The organism is Streptomyces sp. (assembly GCF_031181555.1).
Classification (GTDB): domain Bacteria; phylum Actinomycetota; class Actinomycetes; order Streptomycetales; family Streptomycetaceae; genus Streptomyces; species Streptomyces fimbriatus.
In genome coordinates, this window is sequence record NZ_JAPSKQ010000053.1 from 18682 (window position 1) to 36349 (window position 17668).

Here is a 17668-nt window from a genome sequence, read left to right on the forward strand (position 1 = left end):
CTTGGCTCAGATGAACTTCTGGCTCGCGAGGAACTCGGCGAGCTGCTTGCCGCCCTCGCCCTCGTCCTTGACGATCGTGCCGGCGGTGCGGGCCGGACGCTCGGCCGCCGAGTCGACCGTGGTGTAGGCGCCCTCCAGGCCGACCTCCTCCGCCTCGAGGTCGAGGTCGGACAGGTCCCAGGACTCCACGGGCTTCTTCTTGGCCGCCATGATGCCCTTGAAGGACGGGTAACGGGCCTCGCCCGACTGGTCGGTGACCGACACGACCGCCGGCAGGGAGGCCTCGAGCTGCTCGGAGGCGGCGTCGCCGTCGCGGCGGCCCTTGACCGTGCCGTCCTCGACGGAGACCTCGGAGAGCAGCGTCACCTGCGGCACGCCCAGGCGCTCGGCGAGCAGCGCGGGGACGACACCCATGGTGCCGTCGGTGGAGGCCATGCCGGAGATGACCAGGTCGTAGCCGGCCTTCTCGATCGCCTTGGCCAGGACCAGGGAGGTACCGATGGCGTCGGTGCCGTGCAGGTCGTCGTCCTCGACGTGGATGGCCTTGTCGGCACCCATGGACAGCGCCTTGCGCAGGGCGTCCTTGGCGTCCTCCGGGCCCACCGTCAGGACGGTGATCTCCACGTCGTCGTCGGAGTTCTCCGAGATCTGCAGCGCCTGTTCGACCGCGTACTCGTCCAGCTCGGAGAGCAGACCGTCCACGTCGTCACGGTCGACGGTCAGGTCATCGGCGAAGTGCCGGTCGCCAGTGGCGTCGGGCACGTACTTCACGGTGACAACGATCCTCAAGCTCACGCCGGCTCTCCTACTGCATCGTCATTTCTGGCTGCCTGCCTGCAGGCAGCATAGGCGCCTGAAGCGGGCGATCCCGGTCGGGGCGGCCCACGCTCCGAGCGAAATATTACTCGTCAGTACATCCAGTTCTTCCCCGCTAAGCAAGCGCTTTGAACTGTGACCTTCGCAACGCAGCGTAACCGGAACTCGACGGCTCCGCAGCAGGGGGCGGGGGCTCCGGCTCAGTCCCGCAGCCCGTTGAAGCGCCCCTGGTGGTAGAGGAGCGGGCGGCCGTGCCCGGTGGGATCGCCCACCAGGACCTCGGCGAGCACGATCCGGTGGTCCCCGGCGGGCACCCGCGTCACCACCTTGCACACCATCCAGGCCGGCACGTCGTCCAGCACGGGAACGCCCTCGGGCCCCTCCCGCCAGGCGGTGGCCGGGCCGAAGCGGTCGGCGCCGCTGCGCGCGAAGGTGGCCGCCAGCTCCTGCTGGTGCTCCCCGAGGACGTGCACGCCGACGTGACCGCTCACCGCTATCGCGGGCCAGCTGGAGCCCCCGGTGCCGACGGCGAAGGACAGCATCGGGGGGTCGGCGGAGACGGAGGCGAGGGAGGTGGCCGTGAAGCCGACCGGACCCGACCGGCCACGCGCGGTGATCACGGCGACGCCCGCCGCGTGCTTCCGGAAGACGGAGCGCAGCAGATCGGGAGAGGCGGGCCGGGCGGTGCCGAGGTCGGACGTGGCCGTCATGAAACTGTCCTTCTGCGGGAGGTGACGTGCGGTTCGGCTGCTCACCGGCTGCCGGGCCGGCGCACACGCGCGGCGCGGACGCCGGCCGCCGGACGGCTGGGTACCCGCCTGGGGCGAAGGCGTTCCGAAGACATGCCGTCAGACTGACGATAGCTGGCGCGCACAGTCAAGCCGGTCCCGGCGGGTGGGAGATGGCTCACGACGGGTCCCCCGGCCGCCCCACGGCCTCCCCGAGCGCGGCGATGACATCGGCCTTCCGCGGCAGGCCGGCGGCGCGCCGGACGACCCGGCCGCCGGCGTCGAGGACCAGCACCGTGGGGGTCCGGCGGACCTCCAGCCGTCGTACGAGGTCCAGGTGCGCCTCGGCGTCGATCTCCACGTGGGCCACGCCCTCGACCATGCCGGCCACCTGGCCGAGCACCCTCCGGGTCGCCCGGCAGGGCGCGCAGAAGGCGCTCGAGAACTGCACGAGGGTGGCGCGCTCGCCCAGCTCCGCGCCGAGCTCGGCCGCCGCCAGCCGCTCGCCGTCGTCCCGTCCGCGCACCCGTCGCACCCGTTCCCTCCGGTCCGTCGCCGTGGACACCACCGGTCCGGTGCCCACCAGCCTGAAGCGCCCACGCGACCGCGAGGATTCCCGGCCGCCCGGACAGTCTTCCCCGCGTTCGCCCGCGTTGCGGCGGACGGGACGGGTCCGGTCACCGTACGTCCCGTCACCGCCCGGGCCGCGAAATGCGCCTGTTCAGGTGGCGGACGACGGTGCGCGCGGGGTAACGGTGACGCAAAAGCCCGAGGTGGATCAGGGGATGGACGTGACGAGAATCTCTCTGCCGACAGGCACCAGGGCTGGTTCACGAGCCGTTCTTGGGGCACCATCTGCGACAAGCCGTAAACCTACGGCTGCGTAACTTCGACTGGGAGTTCCCCCTTCCCAGGCAGAGAAGGAAGGGTTCCAACCCGCCCATGGCAGAACTCGTCTACCGCCCCGTCGTCGGTTTCGCCCGTACCCTGTTCAAGGTGTGGGACCTCAAGATCGACTGCCAGGGGTCGGAGAACATCCCGCGCTCGGGCGGCGCCGTACTGGTGAGCAACCACATCAGCTACCTGGACTTCGTCTTCAACGGCCTGGCGGCGCTCCCGCAGAAGCGGCTCGTGCGTTTCATGGCGAAGGAGTCCGTCTTCCGGCACAAGGTCTCCGGCCCCCTGATGCGCGGGATGAAGCACATCCCGGTGGACCGCAACCAGGGCGAGGCGGCGTACGCGCACGCGCTGCAGTCGCTGCGGTCGGGCGAGATCGTGGGCGTCTTCCCGGAGGCGACCATCTCGCAGTCGTTCACGCTGAAGAGCTTCAAGTCGGGTGCCGCGCGCCTGGCGCAGGAGGCGGGCGTGCCGCTGATCCCGATGGCGGTGTGGGGCACCCAGCGGCTGTGGACCAAGGGCCACCCGCGCAACTTCAAGCGCAGCCACACCCCGATCACCATCCGCGTCGGGGAGGCGATCGAGGCGTCCAGGGACAAGTACGCGGGCGCGATCACCCGGCAGCTGCGCGAGCGGGTCCAGGAACTGCTGGAGGCCGCGCAGCGCGCCTACCCGGTGCGCCCCAAGGGCCCGGACGACACCTGGTGGATGCCGGCGCACCTCGGTGGCACGGCTCCGACGCCGGAGCAGGTCCGCGCGGCCGAGGCCGGCTGACACCCACCGCCCCGGGTGCCCCGCGCGGTCGACAGGGTCCCGCCGTGACGGGGATCCGCCGCCCGTTGTGCCGGCGAGGCCGCGCACTTCGCCGTCGGCGGCTCCGACGGGATCCCGGGAGCGGGGCGCCCCGGTCGCACGTCCGCCGAGGCCCGTCCGGCCCGTCCCCCGTCACGCGTGCCCGGCGGGCCGGCGAGCGCCGCCGGTTCGGCGGGGTGCACGGTGATCCGCGCCCCGGGGCCGGGCTCCGATCATCCGGCGGTACCCCTCGTCGGAGAGGAACTGGAGCAGGTGCAGGGCCTGAAGATCCGCCCGCAGTGCGCGAAGGCGTCTGCCAGTCCGGTGGGCTTGCCGTCTCGGGAGAGCATGCGGATCAGGTCGTGGCCGCGGACCTCGCCCAGGGTGAGGGAGCCGGCCACGCGGAGCATGCCGCCCCAGTGCGCGCGGACGCGGTCGAGGCGGACGGCGTGCTTGGACACCGGCTGGAGCGGGCCGTAGTCGGCCGCGGTGTTCGTCCGCCACAGCCGCGCGTCGGAGATGTCGGCGATCCTCGGCGGGAACCGGTAGCCGCAGATCGCGAACAGGCCGAAGACGATGTCCGAGTACGACGCGGTGTCCGTGATGACGGTCTCCGGCTTCGGACCGCCGTCGCGGGCACGGGTGGCGTCCAGGATGAACGGGGAGTCGCACAGCGTTCCGGGCACGACCACGCTCAGCAGACAGGTACTCGACAGGCGTGCCGAGGAGCGCACGGCCCGCTGACCAGGTCGTGGGCCTCGACGGCGACGTGGGGGAAGCCGGACGCGAGGGCGCGCACCTCGTCCGACACGGTCAGGGTGAGCGTCATGGTCCCGCCTCGGCTCGGAGTGCGGTGGGGAGTGTCCGCCACAGGTGCGGCCGGTCGGAGGCGGCCCGGAGGGCGTTCAGCACGACCGGATGCGGTGCGGCATGGAGGACCGGGTAGTCCATCTCGTTGGACGCGGCATCGGGCGTGAAGGCCAGGCGCTCGCCGTCCAGGGAGAACTGCGCGTCGACCCCCGGCTTGTTGCCCCGCGGATCCTGCCGGTGCCAGGCCCCGTGGAAGCGGACGGCGACCAGCCCGTGCACGACTCCGAGGTTCTGGTAGCAGAACGCGGTCGGGATGTCCTCGGCCCGGAGCAGCGCCGCCAGCGCGTGGGCCTTGGCGTAGCAGATGCCGGTGCGCCGTTCCAGCACGTCGGAGGCGCGCCAGGTGACCCGGAGATCGCCGGAGTCCTGCGAGTGCGGGATGCGATCGCGTACGTACTCGAACGCCGCCCGCGCATAGTCATACGAGTCGGCTGCCCCCTCGGCGAGGCTCGCGGCCGTCTCCCGGACCAGCGGATGGTGATGGTCGACGGCCTCGTCGGCGGCCAAGTAGGCGGAGAGGTCGGGAGTTTCCTGGATCAGCTGCATGCGGTCAGAGCATAGGGAAGCGACCGATCGACAGTCAATGCATTTCCGATCGGCCGCATACCTATGCATGTGTTGCTAGCGCGCCATCTCCTCCTTGAGCGCCGCCAGGAACGTGTCCACGTCGTCCTCGGTGGTGTCGAAGGCGCACATCCAGCGGACGTCACCCGCGGCCTCGTCCCAGAAGTAGAACCGGAACCGCTTCTGCAGGCGCTCGCTCACGTCGTGCGGCAGGCGCGCGAAGACCGCGTTGGCCTGCACCGGGTAGAGGATCTCCACACCGTGCACGGCGCGCACGCCCTCGGCCAGGCGCTGGGCCATCTCGTTGGCGTGACGGGCGTTGCGCAGCCACAGGTCCCGGGCCAGCAGGGCCTCCAACTGCACGGACACGAAGCGCATCTTGGACGCGAGCTGCATGGACAGCTTGCGCAGGTGCTTCATGTGACGGATGCCGTCCGGGTTCAGGACGACGACCGCCTCGCCGAACAGGGCGCCGTTCTTGGTGCCGCCCAGGGAGAGGATGTCGACGCCGACCGCGTTGGTGAAGGTGCGCATGGGCACGTTCAGCGTGGCGGCGGCGTTGGCCAGCCGGGAGCCGTCGACGTGCACCTTCATGCCGTGGGCGTGGGCGTGCTCGCAGATGGCGCGGATCTCGTCCGGGGTGTACACCGTGCCCAGCTCGGTGGCCTGGGCTATGGACACCACCTGCGGCATCGCGCGGTGCTCGTCCTCCCAGCCGTACGCCTGCCGGTCGATCAGCTCGGGGGTGAGCTTGCCGTCCGGGGTGGGCACGGTGAGCAGCTTGATCCCGGCGACCCGCTCCGGCGCGCCGCCCTCGTCCACGTTGATGTGGGCGCTCTCGGCGCAGATCACCGCGCCCCAGCGGTCGGTGACCGCCTGGAGCGCGACGACGTTGGCGCCGGTGCCGTTGAAGACCGGGAACGCCTCGGCCGTGGGGCCGAAGTGACTGCGGACCACCTGCTGGAGGTTCTCGGTGTACGCGTCCTCGCCGTACGCGACCTGGTGCCCGCCGTTGGCCAGGGCCAGGGCGGCGAGCACCTCCGGGTGGGCCCCGGCGTAGTTGTCGCTGGCGAATCCGCGGACGTCCGGGTCGTGATGACGACGCGCGTCGGTCCTCGGTGGGTTCACGGCTTCTCGGTCAGCCACAGACGGTTTCCGTTCACTTCCGCGGCGGGCTTCTCCCAGACCCCGGCGATGGCCTCGGCCAGCTCCCTGACGTCCGTGAAGCCCGCGAACTTCGCGTTGGGGCGGTCGGCGCGCATCGCGTCGTGCACCAACGCCTTCACCACCAGGATCGCAGCCGCCGACGTCGGCCCCTGCTCGCCCCCGGCCTTGCGGAAGTAGTCGGCCATGGCGAGCGTCCACGCCTCGGCGGCGGCCTTGGCGGCGGCGTACGCCGCGTTGCCCGCGGTGGGCCTGCTCGCGCCGGCGGCGCTGATCAGGACGTACCGGCCGCGGTCGCTGCGCTGGAGCGCCTCGTGGAAGGCGAGGGAGGTGTGCTGCACGGTGCGCACCAGCAGCAGCTCCAGCAGGTCCCAGTCGTCCAGGTTGGTCTTGGTGAAGGTCTCGCTGCCGCGCCAGCCGCCGACGAGGTGGACCAGGCCGTCGACGCGGCCGAACTCCTTCTCGGTGCGGGCGGCCCAGTCGCGGGTGGAGTCCAGGTCGAGCAGGTCGACCGTGTCACCGGTGACGGTGGCGCCGCCGTGCGCGTAGCGCGCCGCGTCCACCGCCTCGGCCAGCCGCTCCGGGTCGTTGTCGGAGCCGATGACGGTCGCCCCCGCCTCGGCCAGCCTGAGCAGTGCCGCACGCCCCGCGGGTCCCCCCGCGCCGGCCACCGCGATCACCGCACCGTCGAGCGCCCCGTGCCCCATGGTCCTCGCCTCCTGAGCAGTTGTGGATACGCGATCGCTCACGCGGCGACCCGCTCGGCACCGTCCGCCGTGATGCCCTTGGTGGAGGCGATCACGTTCTTCAGCTTCTTGGAGAGTGCCTCGTAGAACATGCTCAGCGGAAACTCGTCCGGAAGCACGTCGTCGACGAGTTTCCGCGGCGGCTGCGACAGGTCCAGGGCCTCGGGCCCCTTGGCCCACTTCGAGCCCGGGTGCGGGGAGAGGTAGGCGGACACCAGCTCGTACCCGGCGAACCAGTGGACGAGCTTCGGGCGGTCGATGCCGTCGCGGTAGAGCTTCTCGATCTCGGCGCACAGCTGGTTGGTGACCTGCGGGGCGCGCTCCCAGTCGATGGAGAGCTTGTTGTCGGTCCAGCGCACGACGTCGTGCTTGTGCAGGTAGGCGAAGAGGAGCTGGCCGCCGAGGCCGTCGTAGTTGCGGACCCGCTCACCGGTGACCGGGAAGCGGAACATCCGGTCGAAGAGCACCGCGACCTGCACGTCCCGGGCCTGCGGGACGCCGTCGCCGGCGAGCTTCACGGCCTCCTTGAAGGCGGTGAGGTCGCAGCGCAGCTCCTCCAGGCCGTACATCCAGAACGGCTGGCGCTGCTTGATCATGAACGGGTCGAACGGCAGGTCGCCGTGGCTGTGGGTGCGGTCGTGGATCATGTCCCAGAGCACGAACGCCTCTTCGCAGCGCTTCTGGTCGTGGACCATCGCGGCGACGTCCTCGGGCAGCTCCAGACCCAGGATGTCGACGGCGGCGGCGGTGACCCGGCGGAAGCGGGCGGCCTCGCGGTCGCAGAAGATGCCGCCCCAGGTGAACCGCTCGGGGGCCTCGCGCACGGCGATGGTCTCGGGGAAGAGGACCGCGGAGTTGGTGTCGTAGCCCGCGGTGAAGTCCTCGAAGGTGATGCCGCAGAAGAGCGGGTTGTCGTACCGGGTCCGCTCCAGTTCGGCCAGCCAGTCAGGCCAGACCATGCGCAGCACGACCGCCTCGAGGTTGCGGTCCGGGTTGCCGTTCTGCGTGTACATCGGGAAGACGACCAGGTGCTGCAGTCCGTCCTCGCGGTGCGCGGCCGGCTGGAAGGCCAGCAGCGAGTCGAGGAAGTCGGGCACCTCGAAGCCGCCCTCGGCCCAGCGGTTCAGGTCCTTCGCCAGGGCCTCGTGGTAGGCGCGGTCGTGGGGCAGCAGCGGGGACAGCCGCTCGACGGCCTCGACCACCTCCCGCACCGCGCGCTCGGCGTCGGCGCGGTCCGGGGCGCCCTCGGCGTCGAAGTCGATCGACCCGTCCTTGGACTGCCAGGGCCTGATCCGCTCCACGGCATCCTTGAGCACGGGCCACGCCGGGTGCTCCACCACCCTGCCCACCGAAGGAACCTTCTCCTCCGCACCCACCTGCACAAGAATTTCCGTCATGTCCCATCCTCCACAGGAGAACCTCGCGTAAGGAGACCGTATACATACGAGGTTTCTCCCAGCAAGGGGCACCTCGGGAAAATATCCTGCCTCGACCCCGCGTTCACCGCACTTTTTCCTGTCGGCCATGCATACGGGCGACGCTCCGCGCGACCGGGGTTCACCCCCTGGACGGGGCGGGCACAGGCGATACGGTCCAGGAGGGCCGTAGGGACGCGGCCCCCGCCGCCGTCGACGGAAGCGAGTCGGATCTTGAACTTCCTCACCATCGGTCACCGCGGAGTCATGGGTGTCGAACCCGAGAACACCCTCCGGTCCTTCACCGCCGCCCAGGAGGCGGGCCTCGACGTCATCGAACTCGATCTGCATCTGAGCAAGGACGGCGCGCTCGTCGTCATGCACGACACGGATGTGGACCGCACGACGGACGGCACGGGCCCGATCGCCGACAAGACCCTCGCCGAGCTGCGCGCCCTGGACGCCGGGCGCGGCGAGCCGGTCCCCGTCTTCGAAGAGGTGCTCGACGCCGTCCGGACCCCGCTGCAGGCCGAGATCAAGGACGTGCGGGCGGCCAGGGCGCTGGCCGAGGTGATGAACGAACGGGGGCTGGCCGGCCGGGTCGAGGTCTCGTCGTTCCACGACGAGGCGATCATCGAGATCGCACGGCTGGTGCCCGGCGTGCGCACCGCCCTCATCGACAGCCTCTCCCCCTCTCGAACCCGCTCGAGCGGGGGGACCCCCGGCGACATCGTCGAGCGGGCGGTCGCGGCCGGTGCCTCGACCGTCTGTCTCAACATCCGCCGGCTCACCCTGGAGATCGTCGAGCACGCGCGCGAGGCGGAGCTGGCGGTCATCGGCTGGGTGGTCAACACCCAGGACCACCTCAGACTGGTCCGGGCCCTGGGGCTGGACGGCGCGACCACCGACTACCCGGAGATCAAACGCACCGGGCGCTTCACCGCGTGAGCCGTCAGGCCAGTTCCTTCACCAGCAGCTCGAACTCCAGGTCGTCGCGGAGCGGGACGCCGAAGCGCTCGTCGCCGTACGGAAAGGGGCTCGTCTCTCCCGTACGGCGGTAGCCGCGCCGCTCGTACCAGGCGATCAGGTCCTCGCGCACGGAGATCACGGTCATGTGCATCTCGCGCACGCCCCAGGTCTCACGGGCCTGCCGCTCGGCCTCCGCGATGATCGTCTTGCCGAGTCCGGCGCCCTGGAGGGCGGGGCTGACCGCGAACATCCCGAAGTAGGCGTACGCGCCGCGGTGCTCGAGCTGGCAGCAGGCGACGATCCGGCCGTCGCGCTCCACCGTCAGCAGCCGGCTGCCCGGGGACGCGACGACCTCCCGCACGCCCTCCGGGTCGGTCCGCTGCCCCTGGAGGATGTCCGCCTCGGTGGTCCACCCGACGCGGCTGGAATCCCCCCGGTAGGCCGACTCGATCAGCGCGACGAGTGCGTCCACGTCGGCGTCGGTGGCGTCGCGGAAGGTCAGCGCGGTGTCGGTGGCGAATTCCATGGGGCGCTTCTCCGATTTCTCTGCTGCGTCTGTGGCGCGTTCCGGCGCGGCTCGGCCGGGGACGAGACTAACCCGGGCGCTACGCTCGGCCGCATGGTGCATGTACTCGGCAGCCGTATCCTCCTGCGTCCCACCGACCCCGAACGCTCCCGCGCCTTCTACGGCGGGCAACTGGGCCTGGCCGTGTACCGCGAGTTCGGCACGGGTCCGGAGCGCGGCACCGTCTATTTCCTGGGCGGCGGCTTCCTGGAGCTCTCGGGCCGCTCGGAGACGGTCCCGTCCCCCGCCGTGCGCCTGTGGCTCCAGGTCGAGGACGTGAACGCGGCGCACGAGGAGCTGCGGGACGGGGGCGTCGAGATCGTCCGGCCGCCGGTGAAGGAGCCGTGGGGGCTGGTCGAGATGTGGATCGCGGATCCGGACGGGACACCGATCGTGCTGGTCGAGGTCCCGTCGGACCACCCCCTGCGCCACCGGCCGGGGATCTGAGCGCGGCCGGTCAGCCGGGGCGGTGCTCCCAGCCGCGGTCGGTGCGGGTCAGCTCGCGGAAACCGGCGCCGGTGAGGTGTCCGAGCGCGGCGCGGTCGGTCTCCGCCTCGTAGGCGACCAGGCGGTCGACACCGCACAGGCGCAGCCAGTCGGCGGCGTGGGCGAGGAGCCGGCGTTCCAGACCCGTGCCGTACGCGGCGGGGTCGATGTGCAGGTTGCCGATGTCCGCGAGGCCGGCGGCGCGCGTGTGGCGTTCCGGGCGGGCCAGGGCCGTGTCGACCTCGATGAAGCCGAGGGCGCTTCCGTCGGCGTGGGCCGTGAGGCGGGTGCCGCACTCCCCCACGGTCCGTTCGACCGCGAGGCGCTCGCCCGGCTCGGTGCGCGGCAGGTCGGCCACCCGGGCCAGGAGGATCACCTCGGTGTCCCCGACGTGGCGGAAGCCCGCGTCCTCGTAGACCGCGCGGATGTGCGGCCAGTTCCGGGGGAGGCCGTACACGACGGGGGCGGGCAGCGCGCCGTCGGCGTACCCGACGCGGACGTTCCAGCGGGCGAGCAGGGCCAGGCAGGCCCGCATCAGCAGATCGGCGGCCTCCCGCGCGTCCGGCCGGAAGGACGCCGGCGGACGGCAGACGAACCAGTCGATCGCGCCGGCGTCCCGATAGGACGCGCCGACCTCGGCGTCGGCGCGGTAGCGCAGCAGATGGGCCCCGGCGACGACGTGTCCGTGCTGCTCGGCGACGAGCGTCGCCCGTTCGGCCACCCAGGGGTCCGTGACGAACTCGTCCGGTTGGCGCTCCAGGTCGCTGAGCACGGTGTTCATGGAGACGGAGACGCCGGGGACGACGGCCGCCACATGCGTGTTGACCAGGGCGGTGAGCTGGTCGCGGTCGGCACGGCGGAAGGGGCGCACCTGAGGTGCGGGCATGGGGTACCTCCGGGCGGGGTGAAAGAACCGGTGGCCGCCATGCGATGCGGTACGGGCCTGAGGATAGGGCCTGCCGTCGCCCCGCACCAGCGGTTTTCGCGCCGGATGGCCGGGGGCGGGAGCCGGGCTTAGCGTGCTGGAGAGGGTGCACCCGGGAGGGGACCCCGCGGAAGGAGCGCCATGAAGCTGACCGCGCCGGTGACCGGCGGGCCGTGCTGGGCCGAGCTGGGGACCAGCGACCCGGAGTCCGCCCAGCGGTTCTACACGCGGCTGTTCGGCTGGCGCCCGAAGACGGATCCGCGCCAGGAGGCGGGCGGTCACACGGTCGCGTATCGCGGCGACGCCGCGGTCGCCGCGCTGGCACCGCTGTACCGGCAGTCGCAGCCGGTCGCCTGGAACGTGTCGTTCGCGGTGGCCGACGCCGACGCCGCCGCCCGCGCGGTGGCCTCGGCGGGCGGGACGGTGCTCCTCGGCCCGGCGGACGTGTTCGACGCGGGCCGTTCCGCGGTGGCCGCCGACCCGTCCGGTGCCGTCTTCCAGCTGTGGCAGCCCGGCACCTTCCCGGGCGCCGGGCTGCTCAACGCCCCCGGGTCGCTGGGCTGGGTGGAACTGCTGACCCGCGCGCCGCAGGAGGCCGTGGCCTTCTACACCAGCGTGTTCGGCTGGAGCGTGGGGCCCTCCCCGCGGTACCCCCGGTGGGGCGTCGACGGCACGGAGTTCGGCGGCATGGTGCCGATGGACGACAAGTTCCCGCACGAGGTGCCGGCGCACTGGCTGCCGTACTTCGCGGTCGAGGACGTGGACGCCGCGGCCCTGACGACGACGCGGGCGGGGGGCAGCGTGCTGATGGAGCCCACCTCCCTGGCCGACGGCCCGCGCATCGCGGTGCTCCGGGACCCGCAGGGGGCGATGTTCGGCGTGTACCGGGCGGGCGACTGGGACTGAGGCCCGGTGGGCCGGAACGCGCGACGCGCACCGGGCGGAACCCCCGGCCCGGCGGTGTCCCGGGGCCCGGTGCCGCGGCCGGTCTCAGGCCCGCAGGGCGCCCAGGCGGCCTTCCAGCTGCCCGAGCAATTCGCCCAGCAGGGCGGCGAGTTCGCCGAGTTCCGGTCCGTCCAGGCCGGACAGCACGGTGGTCTCGTAGGCGAGCTGCGCGGGCAGGACGCCGTCGACCAGGTCGCGCCCGGCGTCGGTGAGGCGGACGTGTGCGACACGGCGGTCACGGGTGTCGCCGCGGCGTTCCACCAGCCCGCGCTCGGTGAGCTGCTTGAGGCGTTTGGTGACGGCGGCGCCCGAGGAGAAGGTCTCCCGGGCCAGCTCGCTCGGGGTCAGTTCGTGGCCGGTGCGGCGCAGCGCGCCGAGCAGGTCGAACTCGGGGCGGGTCAGACCGGCCCGGCGCAGCGGGGCGTCCTCGGCCTGCTGGAGGAGGGCGGCGCAGCGGTTGATGCGGCCGATCACCTCCATGGGGCCGGTGTCGAGGCCGGGGTGGACGGCCCGCCACTGCCGGACGACCGCGGCGACGGTGTCGCCCCGCCCGCGGCCGGGCTCGGGCCCGCTCGCCGGCCCCGTCCCTCCGGCGGCCGACGCCCCCTCGGTGGCCGTCGGGCCGTCGCCGCCGGTCACCGGTGCTCCTTCGCCGGCCGATGGTCCTTCGGTCGCCGTCATGGCCGTACGTCCTCCGTGTGCGTGCTCGTGCCGGGGTCCGCAAACAGCCCCTGGCGTCGTACCGTCGCCGCGAGCGTACGGTGTGCCGCCTGCTCGGCGAGCACGACCCGCTCCTGCGGCAGCGCGCGCTGCCACCATTCACCGGCCGCGGCGTCGGCGGTGGCCCGCAGGTCGACCAGTGCGGTGACGAGGCCGCGGCGGGCGCCCTCCAGGGCCGTGGGCGCGGCCTGCGGATCGGCCAGCAGGCGGGCGGCGCCCTCGCGGGCACGGTCGACGGCGGTGAGCGCCCGCTCGACGCGATCGCCCGCCCGCCGGTTGGTGACGGCCACGGCGGCGGCGAACCCGACCAGGGCTCCGACGAGGGTGTCCACCACGCGCTCGGTGACCAGGTCGCCGGGGTGCTGGCGGCCGGCGAACTCGGTGACGAGCAGCGCGAGCGGGGTCACGCAGACACTGCCGAGCCAGTAGTTGCGGCCGATGAGCGCCTCGGCGCCGAAGTTGAAGGCGAGGCAGCACAGGACGAGGGCGAGCGGACCGAGGTGGGCGATCGGCGCCACGGCGGCGAAGAGCAGGACGCCGACGAGGTTGCCGACGACGCGCTGTACGGCCCGGTTCCAGGTGAGGGTGAGGTTGGCCTGGTAGAGCGACGCCGCGGTGACCAGGGCCCAGTAGGGGCGGCCGATGCCGAGGGCGAGGGAGGCGTGGCCGGCGAGCGCGCAGCCGAGCCCGGTGCGGACGGCGATCGGGGTGAGCGGTCCGAGCCTGCTCCACAGGGGGCGCGGCGCGGTGGCGCGTTCCGCGGCCACGCCCAGGAGTTCGTCGGCGTCCGTGCGGGGGTCGTCGGTGTGCGGGACGCGGCCCGTGCCGCGCAGGGCGCGGGCCCAGGCGCGCAGGCGTGCGGGGTCCACGTCGGCCGGCGCGGCGAGCGCGACCTCGGCACGGACCACGAGCCGCTCGAGGGCGCGGCGGGTGGCCGCGGAACGGGTCCCCGCCGACAGCGACTGCCATGCGGCCTGGACGGCGGCGTAGGCGGCGGCACGGGCCCCGGGGTGACCGTCGCCGGCGCCCGCGGTCTCGGCGTACGCGGCGGCGGCGTTCAGGGCGTGGGCGGTGGCCCGGCGCTCCGGGCCGTGCGGCCGGACCAGCGCGGGCGCCATGCCGACCAGCCAGGCCCACACGCCGGCCGCGGCGGCGAGCGCGAGATGGCCGGGGACCTGGCCGAGGGTCTGCGGGACGAACAGCGAGGCCGAGCTGACGAAGGTGAGGACCACATGGGCGGGCGGGCCGATGCGGGTGGCGTCGCACAGCACCTTCTGGACGGCGGCCAGCACGGCGCCGACGGTGACCAGGACGGCCGCGTTCCCGGTGAGGGAGGCGGCGACCAGGGCCACGGCGAGGCCGCCGAGCATGCCGAGCACCACTCCCGCCAGCGCCCTGGCCCGGGCTGCGTACGGGCGGTTGTGGGTGTAGAGGGCGCACAGGGACCCGGCCATGGTGTACACCGCCAGGTCGAGCCGGCCGAGCGCCACCAGGAGCAGGCTGGGCGGTGCGACCGCGACGACCACGCTGAGGGCCGGCTTGAACCAGATGTCGGAGGGCCGTCCGAGGCGCAGCGCACCGGCGACCGGGAGGCGCCGGGCGGGCGGGACGGCGGGGGTGGGGCTCGCACTGCTCATGAAGAGCAAGGTTAACAGGTATTTTACTTGTAAATCATGTGTCTGGCGTGCACCGCCCCGCGCCACCCCCGCGCCGGCCGGCCGCGCTCCCCCGAACGCTCCCCGTGCACTTCCTCGCGCTCGCGTGCACGCCGCCGGGCCGGGGCATCCCTTGACCGTCCGCTGGAACGGGTCGAGGGGGAGGTGCGCGTGCACGGACCGGCGTCGTCCGGCTGGTTGCTGGTCGCGCTCTGCGCGGCGGCCGGGGCCTACTGCCTGCTGCGGATGCGCAGCAGCGTCGAGGAGCAGCGCCGCGCCGCGGGCGGTGAGGCGCTCATGGGATTCGGCATGGCCGCGATGGCCGTGCCGGCGGCGGTGTTCACCCCGCCGTCGTGGGCCTGGTCCGCCCATGCGGTGGTGTTCGGCGTGGCCGGGCTGCACGCGCTGTGGACGGCCCGTGCGAGCGCGCGTCACCTGCACCACCTGGTCGGGGCCGGGGCCATGGTCTACATGGCGGTGACGATGGCCACGTCCCCCGGTCACGGGCACGGCGGTTCGGGTATCCCCCTGCTGACCGGAATCCTGTTGCTCTACTTCACCGGATACGTGCTGGTGACGGGCGTCCGGCTGGTGCCCGTGCCCGCCGTGGCGGTCACCGGGGGATCCCCCGGATGGGGCGACCGGCCGGAGCTGGCCCGGGTCTGCCGGCTGTCCATGGGGATGGCGATGGTGGCGATGCTGCTGACGATGTGAGGCGAGCCGGGGTCCGGCGGTCACGACGCGGGACCGTCGGCTGTGTCACTTCGCCCCGGCGAGCCGTGCTCACGGGCGGCAGGTGCTCATAGGCTGCACGCATGATGCTCCCCGCGGCCCTGCTGCTGCTCGGCATCCTGACCGCCGTCGCCGGCCCCCGGCTGCTCGCCCGGGCCGACTGGCCGGACCGTGAACCGGTGGTGGCGCTGTGGGTGTGGCAGTGCGTGATCGCGGCGGTGCTGCTGTGCTGCGCCCTGTCGATGACGTTCAGCGCGGCGGCCGCCTGGCGGGCGGTGGGCGGCCGGGTGTTCGCCACCGCACCCCGCGCGGTCGCGGAGGCGTACGCCCTGGGGACGGCCGGGCCCTGGGCGGCGACCACCGCGGTGGTACTGGCCTGCGGCGGGATGTGGAGCGCGGCGATGCTGGCCCGGGAGATCGCACGGGCCCGCGCCCGGCGCCGGGCGCGCCGGGCCGAACTGCGGGTACGGGCCCCGCTGCTGCCCGAGGAGGAGCCGGGCTCCGACCGGCTGGTGGTCCTGGAGGGAGAGCGGCCCGACGCCTGGTGGCTTCCCGGCGCCCCGCCCCAACTGGTCGTCACCACGGCCGCGTTGCGCCGGCTGAAGGGCCGGCAGCTGGATGCCGTCCTCGCACACGAGCGGGGGCACGCGCAGGCCCGGCACGACTGGCTGCTGCACTGCTCCTCCGCGCTGGCCGACGGGTTCCCGCAGGTGCCGGTGTTCGCCGCGTTCCGCGACGAGATGCACCGGCTGGTCGAACTCGCCGCCGACGACACCGCGTCCCGCCGCTTCGGCCGGCTGACCACGGCCCTCGCCCTGGTGGAACTCAACGAGCACCGGGGGGTGTTCGGCCCCTGCCCGACCGCGCAGGCACACGTCCCGGCCCGGGTCCGCCGGCTGCTCACTCCGCCGGACCGGCTGACGGCGGGACGGCGGCTGCGGCTGACGGCCGCGGCGTCACTGGTGCCGGTGGTCCCCGTACTGGTGGCGTTCGTCCCGGGATTGCGGGCACTGGGATAGCCGGTGGTCCCGGGGCGGGCCGGGGACGGCCCCGGACGGCCCGACGGACCCGGGTGACCGGCCCCGGACGGCAGGACGGAGACGGGCGACTGGCCCCGGACCCCACCGGTCGGCGAGGATCGCCGCATGCACACCCCCCACGTCGATTCCCCAGCCCGGTCCACAAACCACCGTCCCTCCGCCCTTTCCACCGGTGTCCTGGCGCTTTCCACCGGTGTCCTGGCGCTGTGCTCGGCGCTGCTGCTGGCCCTGGTCGCCGTCGAGTGGCGTCCGTTGCTCGATCTGGACGGCGACATCTCCCGCACCACCCACCGCTGGGCGGTCGAGGAACCCGGACTGACGCAGGCGGCCCGGGTCCTGACGGACTGGGTCTGGGACCCGTGGACGATGCGGGTGCTGTGCGGCGTGGCGGCGGCACTGCTGGCGTGGCGGTACGCGGCCCGGTGGGCGGCGATGTGGCTGGTGGTGACGGTCGCCCTCGGGACGGCCGTGCAACAGGGCCTGAAGGCCGCGGTGGACCGCGCCCGCCCGGTCTGGCCCGACCCGGTCGACTCCGCGCACTACGCGGCCTTCCCGTCGGGCCACGCCATGACCGCCACGGTCGTCTGCGGACTCCTGCTGTGGCTCCTGCACCGCCACGGCGTGGGCCGCCTCGCGTGGCGCACGGCGCTGCTCCTGGCGGTCCTCTCGGTGACCGGCGTCGGCCTCACCCGCGTCTGGCTCGGCGTCCACTGGCCCACGGACGTCCTCGGCGGCTGGCTGCTCGGCGCGCTGGTGGTGGCCGCGGCGGTGTGGGTCCACCGGCGCCGGCACCCGTGAGCCGCGCACCCGCACCGCGGGGTCCCGGCGGTGGCGGCCCGGGGCTTCCACCGGCCCCTGCCGACCGTCTCGGGCGATCCCCCGCGTCGCCCGAGACGGACGGCAGCCCGGAAGAGGACCCCGGAGGGTCCGACCGGATGCGCTGAGTATAGTTGGCTGTCAGCCAGTCAACGCAGGAGTCAAGCATGTCCCCGCGCAGCGCCCTGGTCAATGAAGAGTTGCGGAGGCGTTCGAAGGAGCGGCTTCTGCACGCGGCTGTCGAGCTCGTGAACGAGCACGGGTACGAGGCGACCACGCTCGGCGACATCGCCGACCGGGCGGGCTCCGCGCGCGGCCTGGTCTCGTACTACTTCCCGGGGAAACGCCAGCTCGTGCAGTCCGCCGTGCACCGGCTGATGCACCGCACCCTGGAGGAGGCGCTGGAGCGCGAGCCGCGCACCGAGGACGGCCGGGAGCGGATGGCGCGGGCCATCGACGCGATCCTGGGCCTGGCGCGGGACCGGCCGGTGCTGATGCGCCAGCACATGGCCGGCCTGCTGCAGGCCGAGGGATTCGTCATGTGCCCCGAGCAGCGGCGGCTGGCCGAGCTGCTGAGGGACACCGTCGCCCGGCACGGCTCCTGCGACGTCGACACCGACTATCCGATGCTGCGCGCCCTGCTGATGGGGGCCGTGTTCGCGGCCCTGGTCCCGGGCGTGCCGATGCCCGTTCCGGTGCTGCGCGCGGAGCTGTTCAAGCGCTACCGGCTCGACTGGGAGATGGGTGTCCCGCCGGGCACCGAGGTCTCCGGCGGGACGTGTGGGACGGGCCGGACGGACCTGGCCCGGTTCTTCGCGACCGG

Annotated in this window: 20 protein-coding genes and 1 pseudogene; 8 read left to right on the top strand and 13 right to left on the bottom strand. The window is 73.1% G+C overall.

Annotated elements, in window-relative coordinates:
* Positions 1-6 precede the first annotated feature (6 nt).
* The 3 genes from RIM90_RS13825 to RIM90_RS13835 all read right to left on the bottom strand — a co-directional run bounded on the left by RIM90_RS13825 (position 7) and on the right by RIM90_RS13835 (position 2130).
* Positions 7-795 carry an electron transfer flavoprotein subunit beta/FixA family protein gene (locus RIM90_RS13825; protein ID WP_309060975.1) on the bottom strand — a complete coding sequence of 263 codons (789 nt, stop codon included), beginning with the start codon at positions 793-795 and terminating at the stop codon, positions 7-9.
* Between the two features lie 221 nt (positions 796-1016).
* The gene (locus RIM90_RS13830) at positions 1017-1526 is read right to left on the bottom strand and encodes a flavin reductase family protein (protein ID WP_309060976.1); all 510 of its coding nucleotides are present in this window, start codon (positions 1524-1526) and stop codon (positions 1017-1019) included.
* Positions 1527-1722: 196 nt separating this feature from the next.
* Positions 1723-2130, bottom strand: coding sequence for a thioredoxin family protein (locus RIM90_RS13835; RefSeq protein ID WP_375165442.1), 408 nt, complete (start codon positions 2128-2130; stop codon positions 1723-1725).
* Between the two features lie 356 nt (positions 2131-2486).
* Here RIM90_RS13835 and RIM90_RS13840 point away from each other — a divergent pair, with 356 nt between their 5' ends.
* Entirely contained in the window at positions 2487-3215 is a 729-nt protein-coding gene (locus RIM90_RS13840; protein ID WP_309060977.1) for a lysophospholipid acyltransferase family protein, read from the top strand.
* A 251-nt stretch (positions 3216-3466) separates the two neighbouring features.
* On the opposite strand, the gene RIM90_RS13845 is transcribed toward RIM90_RS13840, so the two are convergent.
* The 6 genes and pseudogenes from RIM90_RS13845 to RIM90_RS13870 form a co-directional block, all read right to left on the bottom strand.
* Positions 3467-3919, bottom strand: a complete 453-nt coding sequence (locus RIM90_RS13845) for a Tn3 family transposase (protein WP_309060978.1) — start codon at positions 3917-3919, stop codon at positions 3467-3469.
* Positions 3920-3966: 47 nt separating this feature from the next.
* A pseudogene (locus RIM90_RS13850) lies at positions 3967-4062 on the bottom strand (cytoplasmic protein); the annotation flags it as partial.
* Positions 4059-4649, bottom strand: coding sequence for a transglutaminase domain-containing protein (locus tag RIM90_RS13855; protein ID WP_309060979.1), 591 nt, complete (start codon positions 4647-4649; stop codon positions 4059-4061). The pseudogene RIM90_RS13850 and the gene RIM90_RS13855, both read right to left, overlap by 4 nt.
* 75 nt (positions 4650-4724) lie before the next feature.
* Entirely contained in the window at positions 4725-5795 is a 1071-nt protein-coding gene (locus tag RIM90_RS13860) for a low specificity L-threonine aldolase (protein ID WP_309060980.1), read from the bottom strand.
* Positions 5792-6538, bottom strand: coding sequence for an SDR family NAD(P)-dependent oxidoreductase (locus RIM90_RS13865; protein WP_309060981.1), 747 nt, complete (start codon positions 6536-6538; stop codon positions 5792-5794). Before RIM90_RS13865 ends, RIM90_RS13860 begins: the two co-directional genes overlap by 4 nt.
* Before the next feature lie 38 nt (positions 6539-6576).
* Positions 6577-7974, bottom strand: a complete 1398-nt coding sequence (locus RIM90_RS13870) for a DUF6421 family protein (RefSeq protein ID WP_309060982.1) — start codon at positions 7972-7974, stop codon at positions 6577-6579.
* Positions 7975-8226: 252 nt separating this feature from the next.
* Here RIM90_RS13870 and RIM90_RS13875 point away from each other — a divergent pair, with 252 nt between their 5' ends.
* Positions 8227-8940: a glycerophosphodiester phosphodiesterase family protein gene (locus tag RIM90_RS13875; protein ID WP_309060983.1), complete on the top strand. Its 714-nt coding sequence runs from the start codon at positions 8227-8229 to the stop codon at positions 8938-8940.
* 4 nt (positions 8941-8944) lie between these two features.
* On the opposite strand, the gene RIM90_RS13880 is transcribed toward RIM90_RS13875, so the two are convergent.
* Positions 8945-9487 (bottom strand): GNAT family N-acetyltransferase, encoded by a 543-nt coding sequence (locus RIM90_RS13880; protein WP_309060984.1) that lies wholly within the window; start codon positions 9485-9487, stop codon positions 8945-8947.
* Positions 9488-9580: 93 nt separating this feature from the next.
* Between RIM90_RS13880 and RIM90_RS13885 the strand changes: the two genes are divergently transcribed.
* A complete protein-coding gene (locus RIM90_RS13885) occupies positions 9581-9973 on the top strand; it encodes a VOC family protein (protein WP_309060985.1) in 393 nt (130 codons plus the stop codon).
* Between the two features lie 10 nt (positions 9974-9983).
* On the opposite strand, the gene RIM90_RS13890 is transcribed toward RIM90_RS13885, so the two are convergent.
* Complete coding sequence (locus RIM90_RS13890) at positions 9984-10898, bottom strand: GNAT family N-acetyltransferase (protein ID WP_309060986.1); 915 nt, start codon at positions 10896-10898, stop codon at positions 9984-9986.
* Positions 10899-11078: 180 nt separating this feature from the next.
* On the opposite strand from RIM90_RS13890, the gene RIM90_RS13895 reads away from it, so the two are divergent.
* Entirely contained in the window at positions 11079-11843 is a 765-nt protein-coding gene (locus RIM90_RS13895; protein ID WP_309060987.1) for a VOC family protein, read from the top strand.
* An 84-nt stretch (positions 11844-11927) separates the two neighbouring features.
* Here the strand turns inward: RIM90_RS13895 and RIM90_RS13900 are convergent, their stop codons facing one another.
* The gene (locus RIM90_RS13900; protein ID WP_309060988.1) at positions 11928-12563 is read right to left on the bottom strand and encodes a MarR family transcriptional regulator; all 636 of its coding nucleotides are present in this window, start codon (positions 12561-12563) and stop codon (positions 11928-11930) included.
* Positions 12560-14239, bottom strand: a complete 1680-nt coding sequence (locus tag RIM90_RS13905) for an FUSC family protein (RefSeq protein WP_309060989.1) — start codon at positions 14237-14239, stop codon at positions 12560-12562. Before RIM90_RS13905 ends, RIM90_RS13900 begins: the two co-directional genes overlap by 4 nt.
* A gap of 189 nt (positions 14240-14428) precedes the next feature.
* On the opposite strand from RIM90_RS13905, the gene RIM90_RS13910 reads away from it, so the two are divergent.
* From RIM90_RS13910 to RIM90_RS13925, 4 genes are all read left to right on the top strand, one after another.
* Complete coding sequence (locus tag RIM90_RS13910; RefSeq protein WP_309060990.1) at positions 14429-14971, top strand: DUF5134 domain-containing protein; 543 nt, start codon at positions 14429-14431, stop codon at positions 14969-14971.
* A gap of 101 nt (positions 14972-15072) precedes the next feature.
* Positions 15073-16008, top strand: a complete 936-nt coding sequence (locus RIM90_RS13915; RefSeq protein ID WP_309060991.1) for a M56 family metallopeptidase — start codon at positions 15073-15075, stop codon at positions 16006-16008.
* Between the two features lie 126 nt (positions 16009-16134).
* Positions 16135-16827: a phosphatase PAP2 family protein gene (locus RIM90_RS13920; RefSeq protein ID WP_309060992.1), complete on the top strand. Its 693-nt coding sequence runs from the start codon at positions 16135-16137 to the stop codon at positions 16825-16827.
* Positions 16828-17012: 185 nt separating this feature from the next.
* Positions 17013-17668 (top strand): helix-turn-helix domain-containing protein (locus tag RIM90_RS13925; RefSeq protein ID WP_309060993.1); only part of this gene is annotated, 656 nt, incomplete at its 3' end.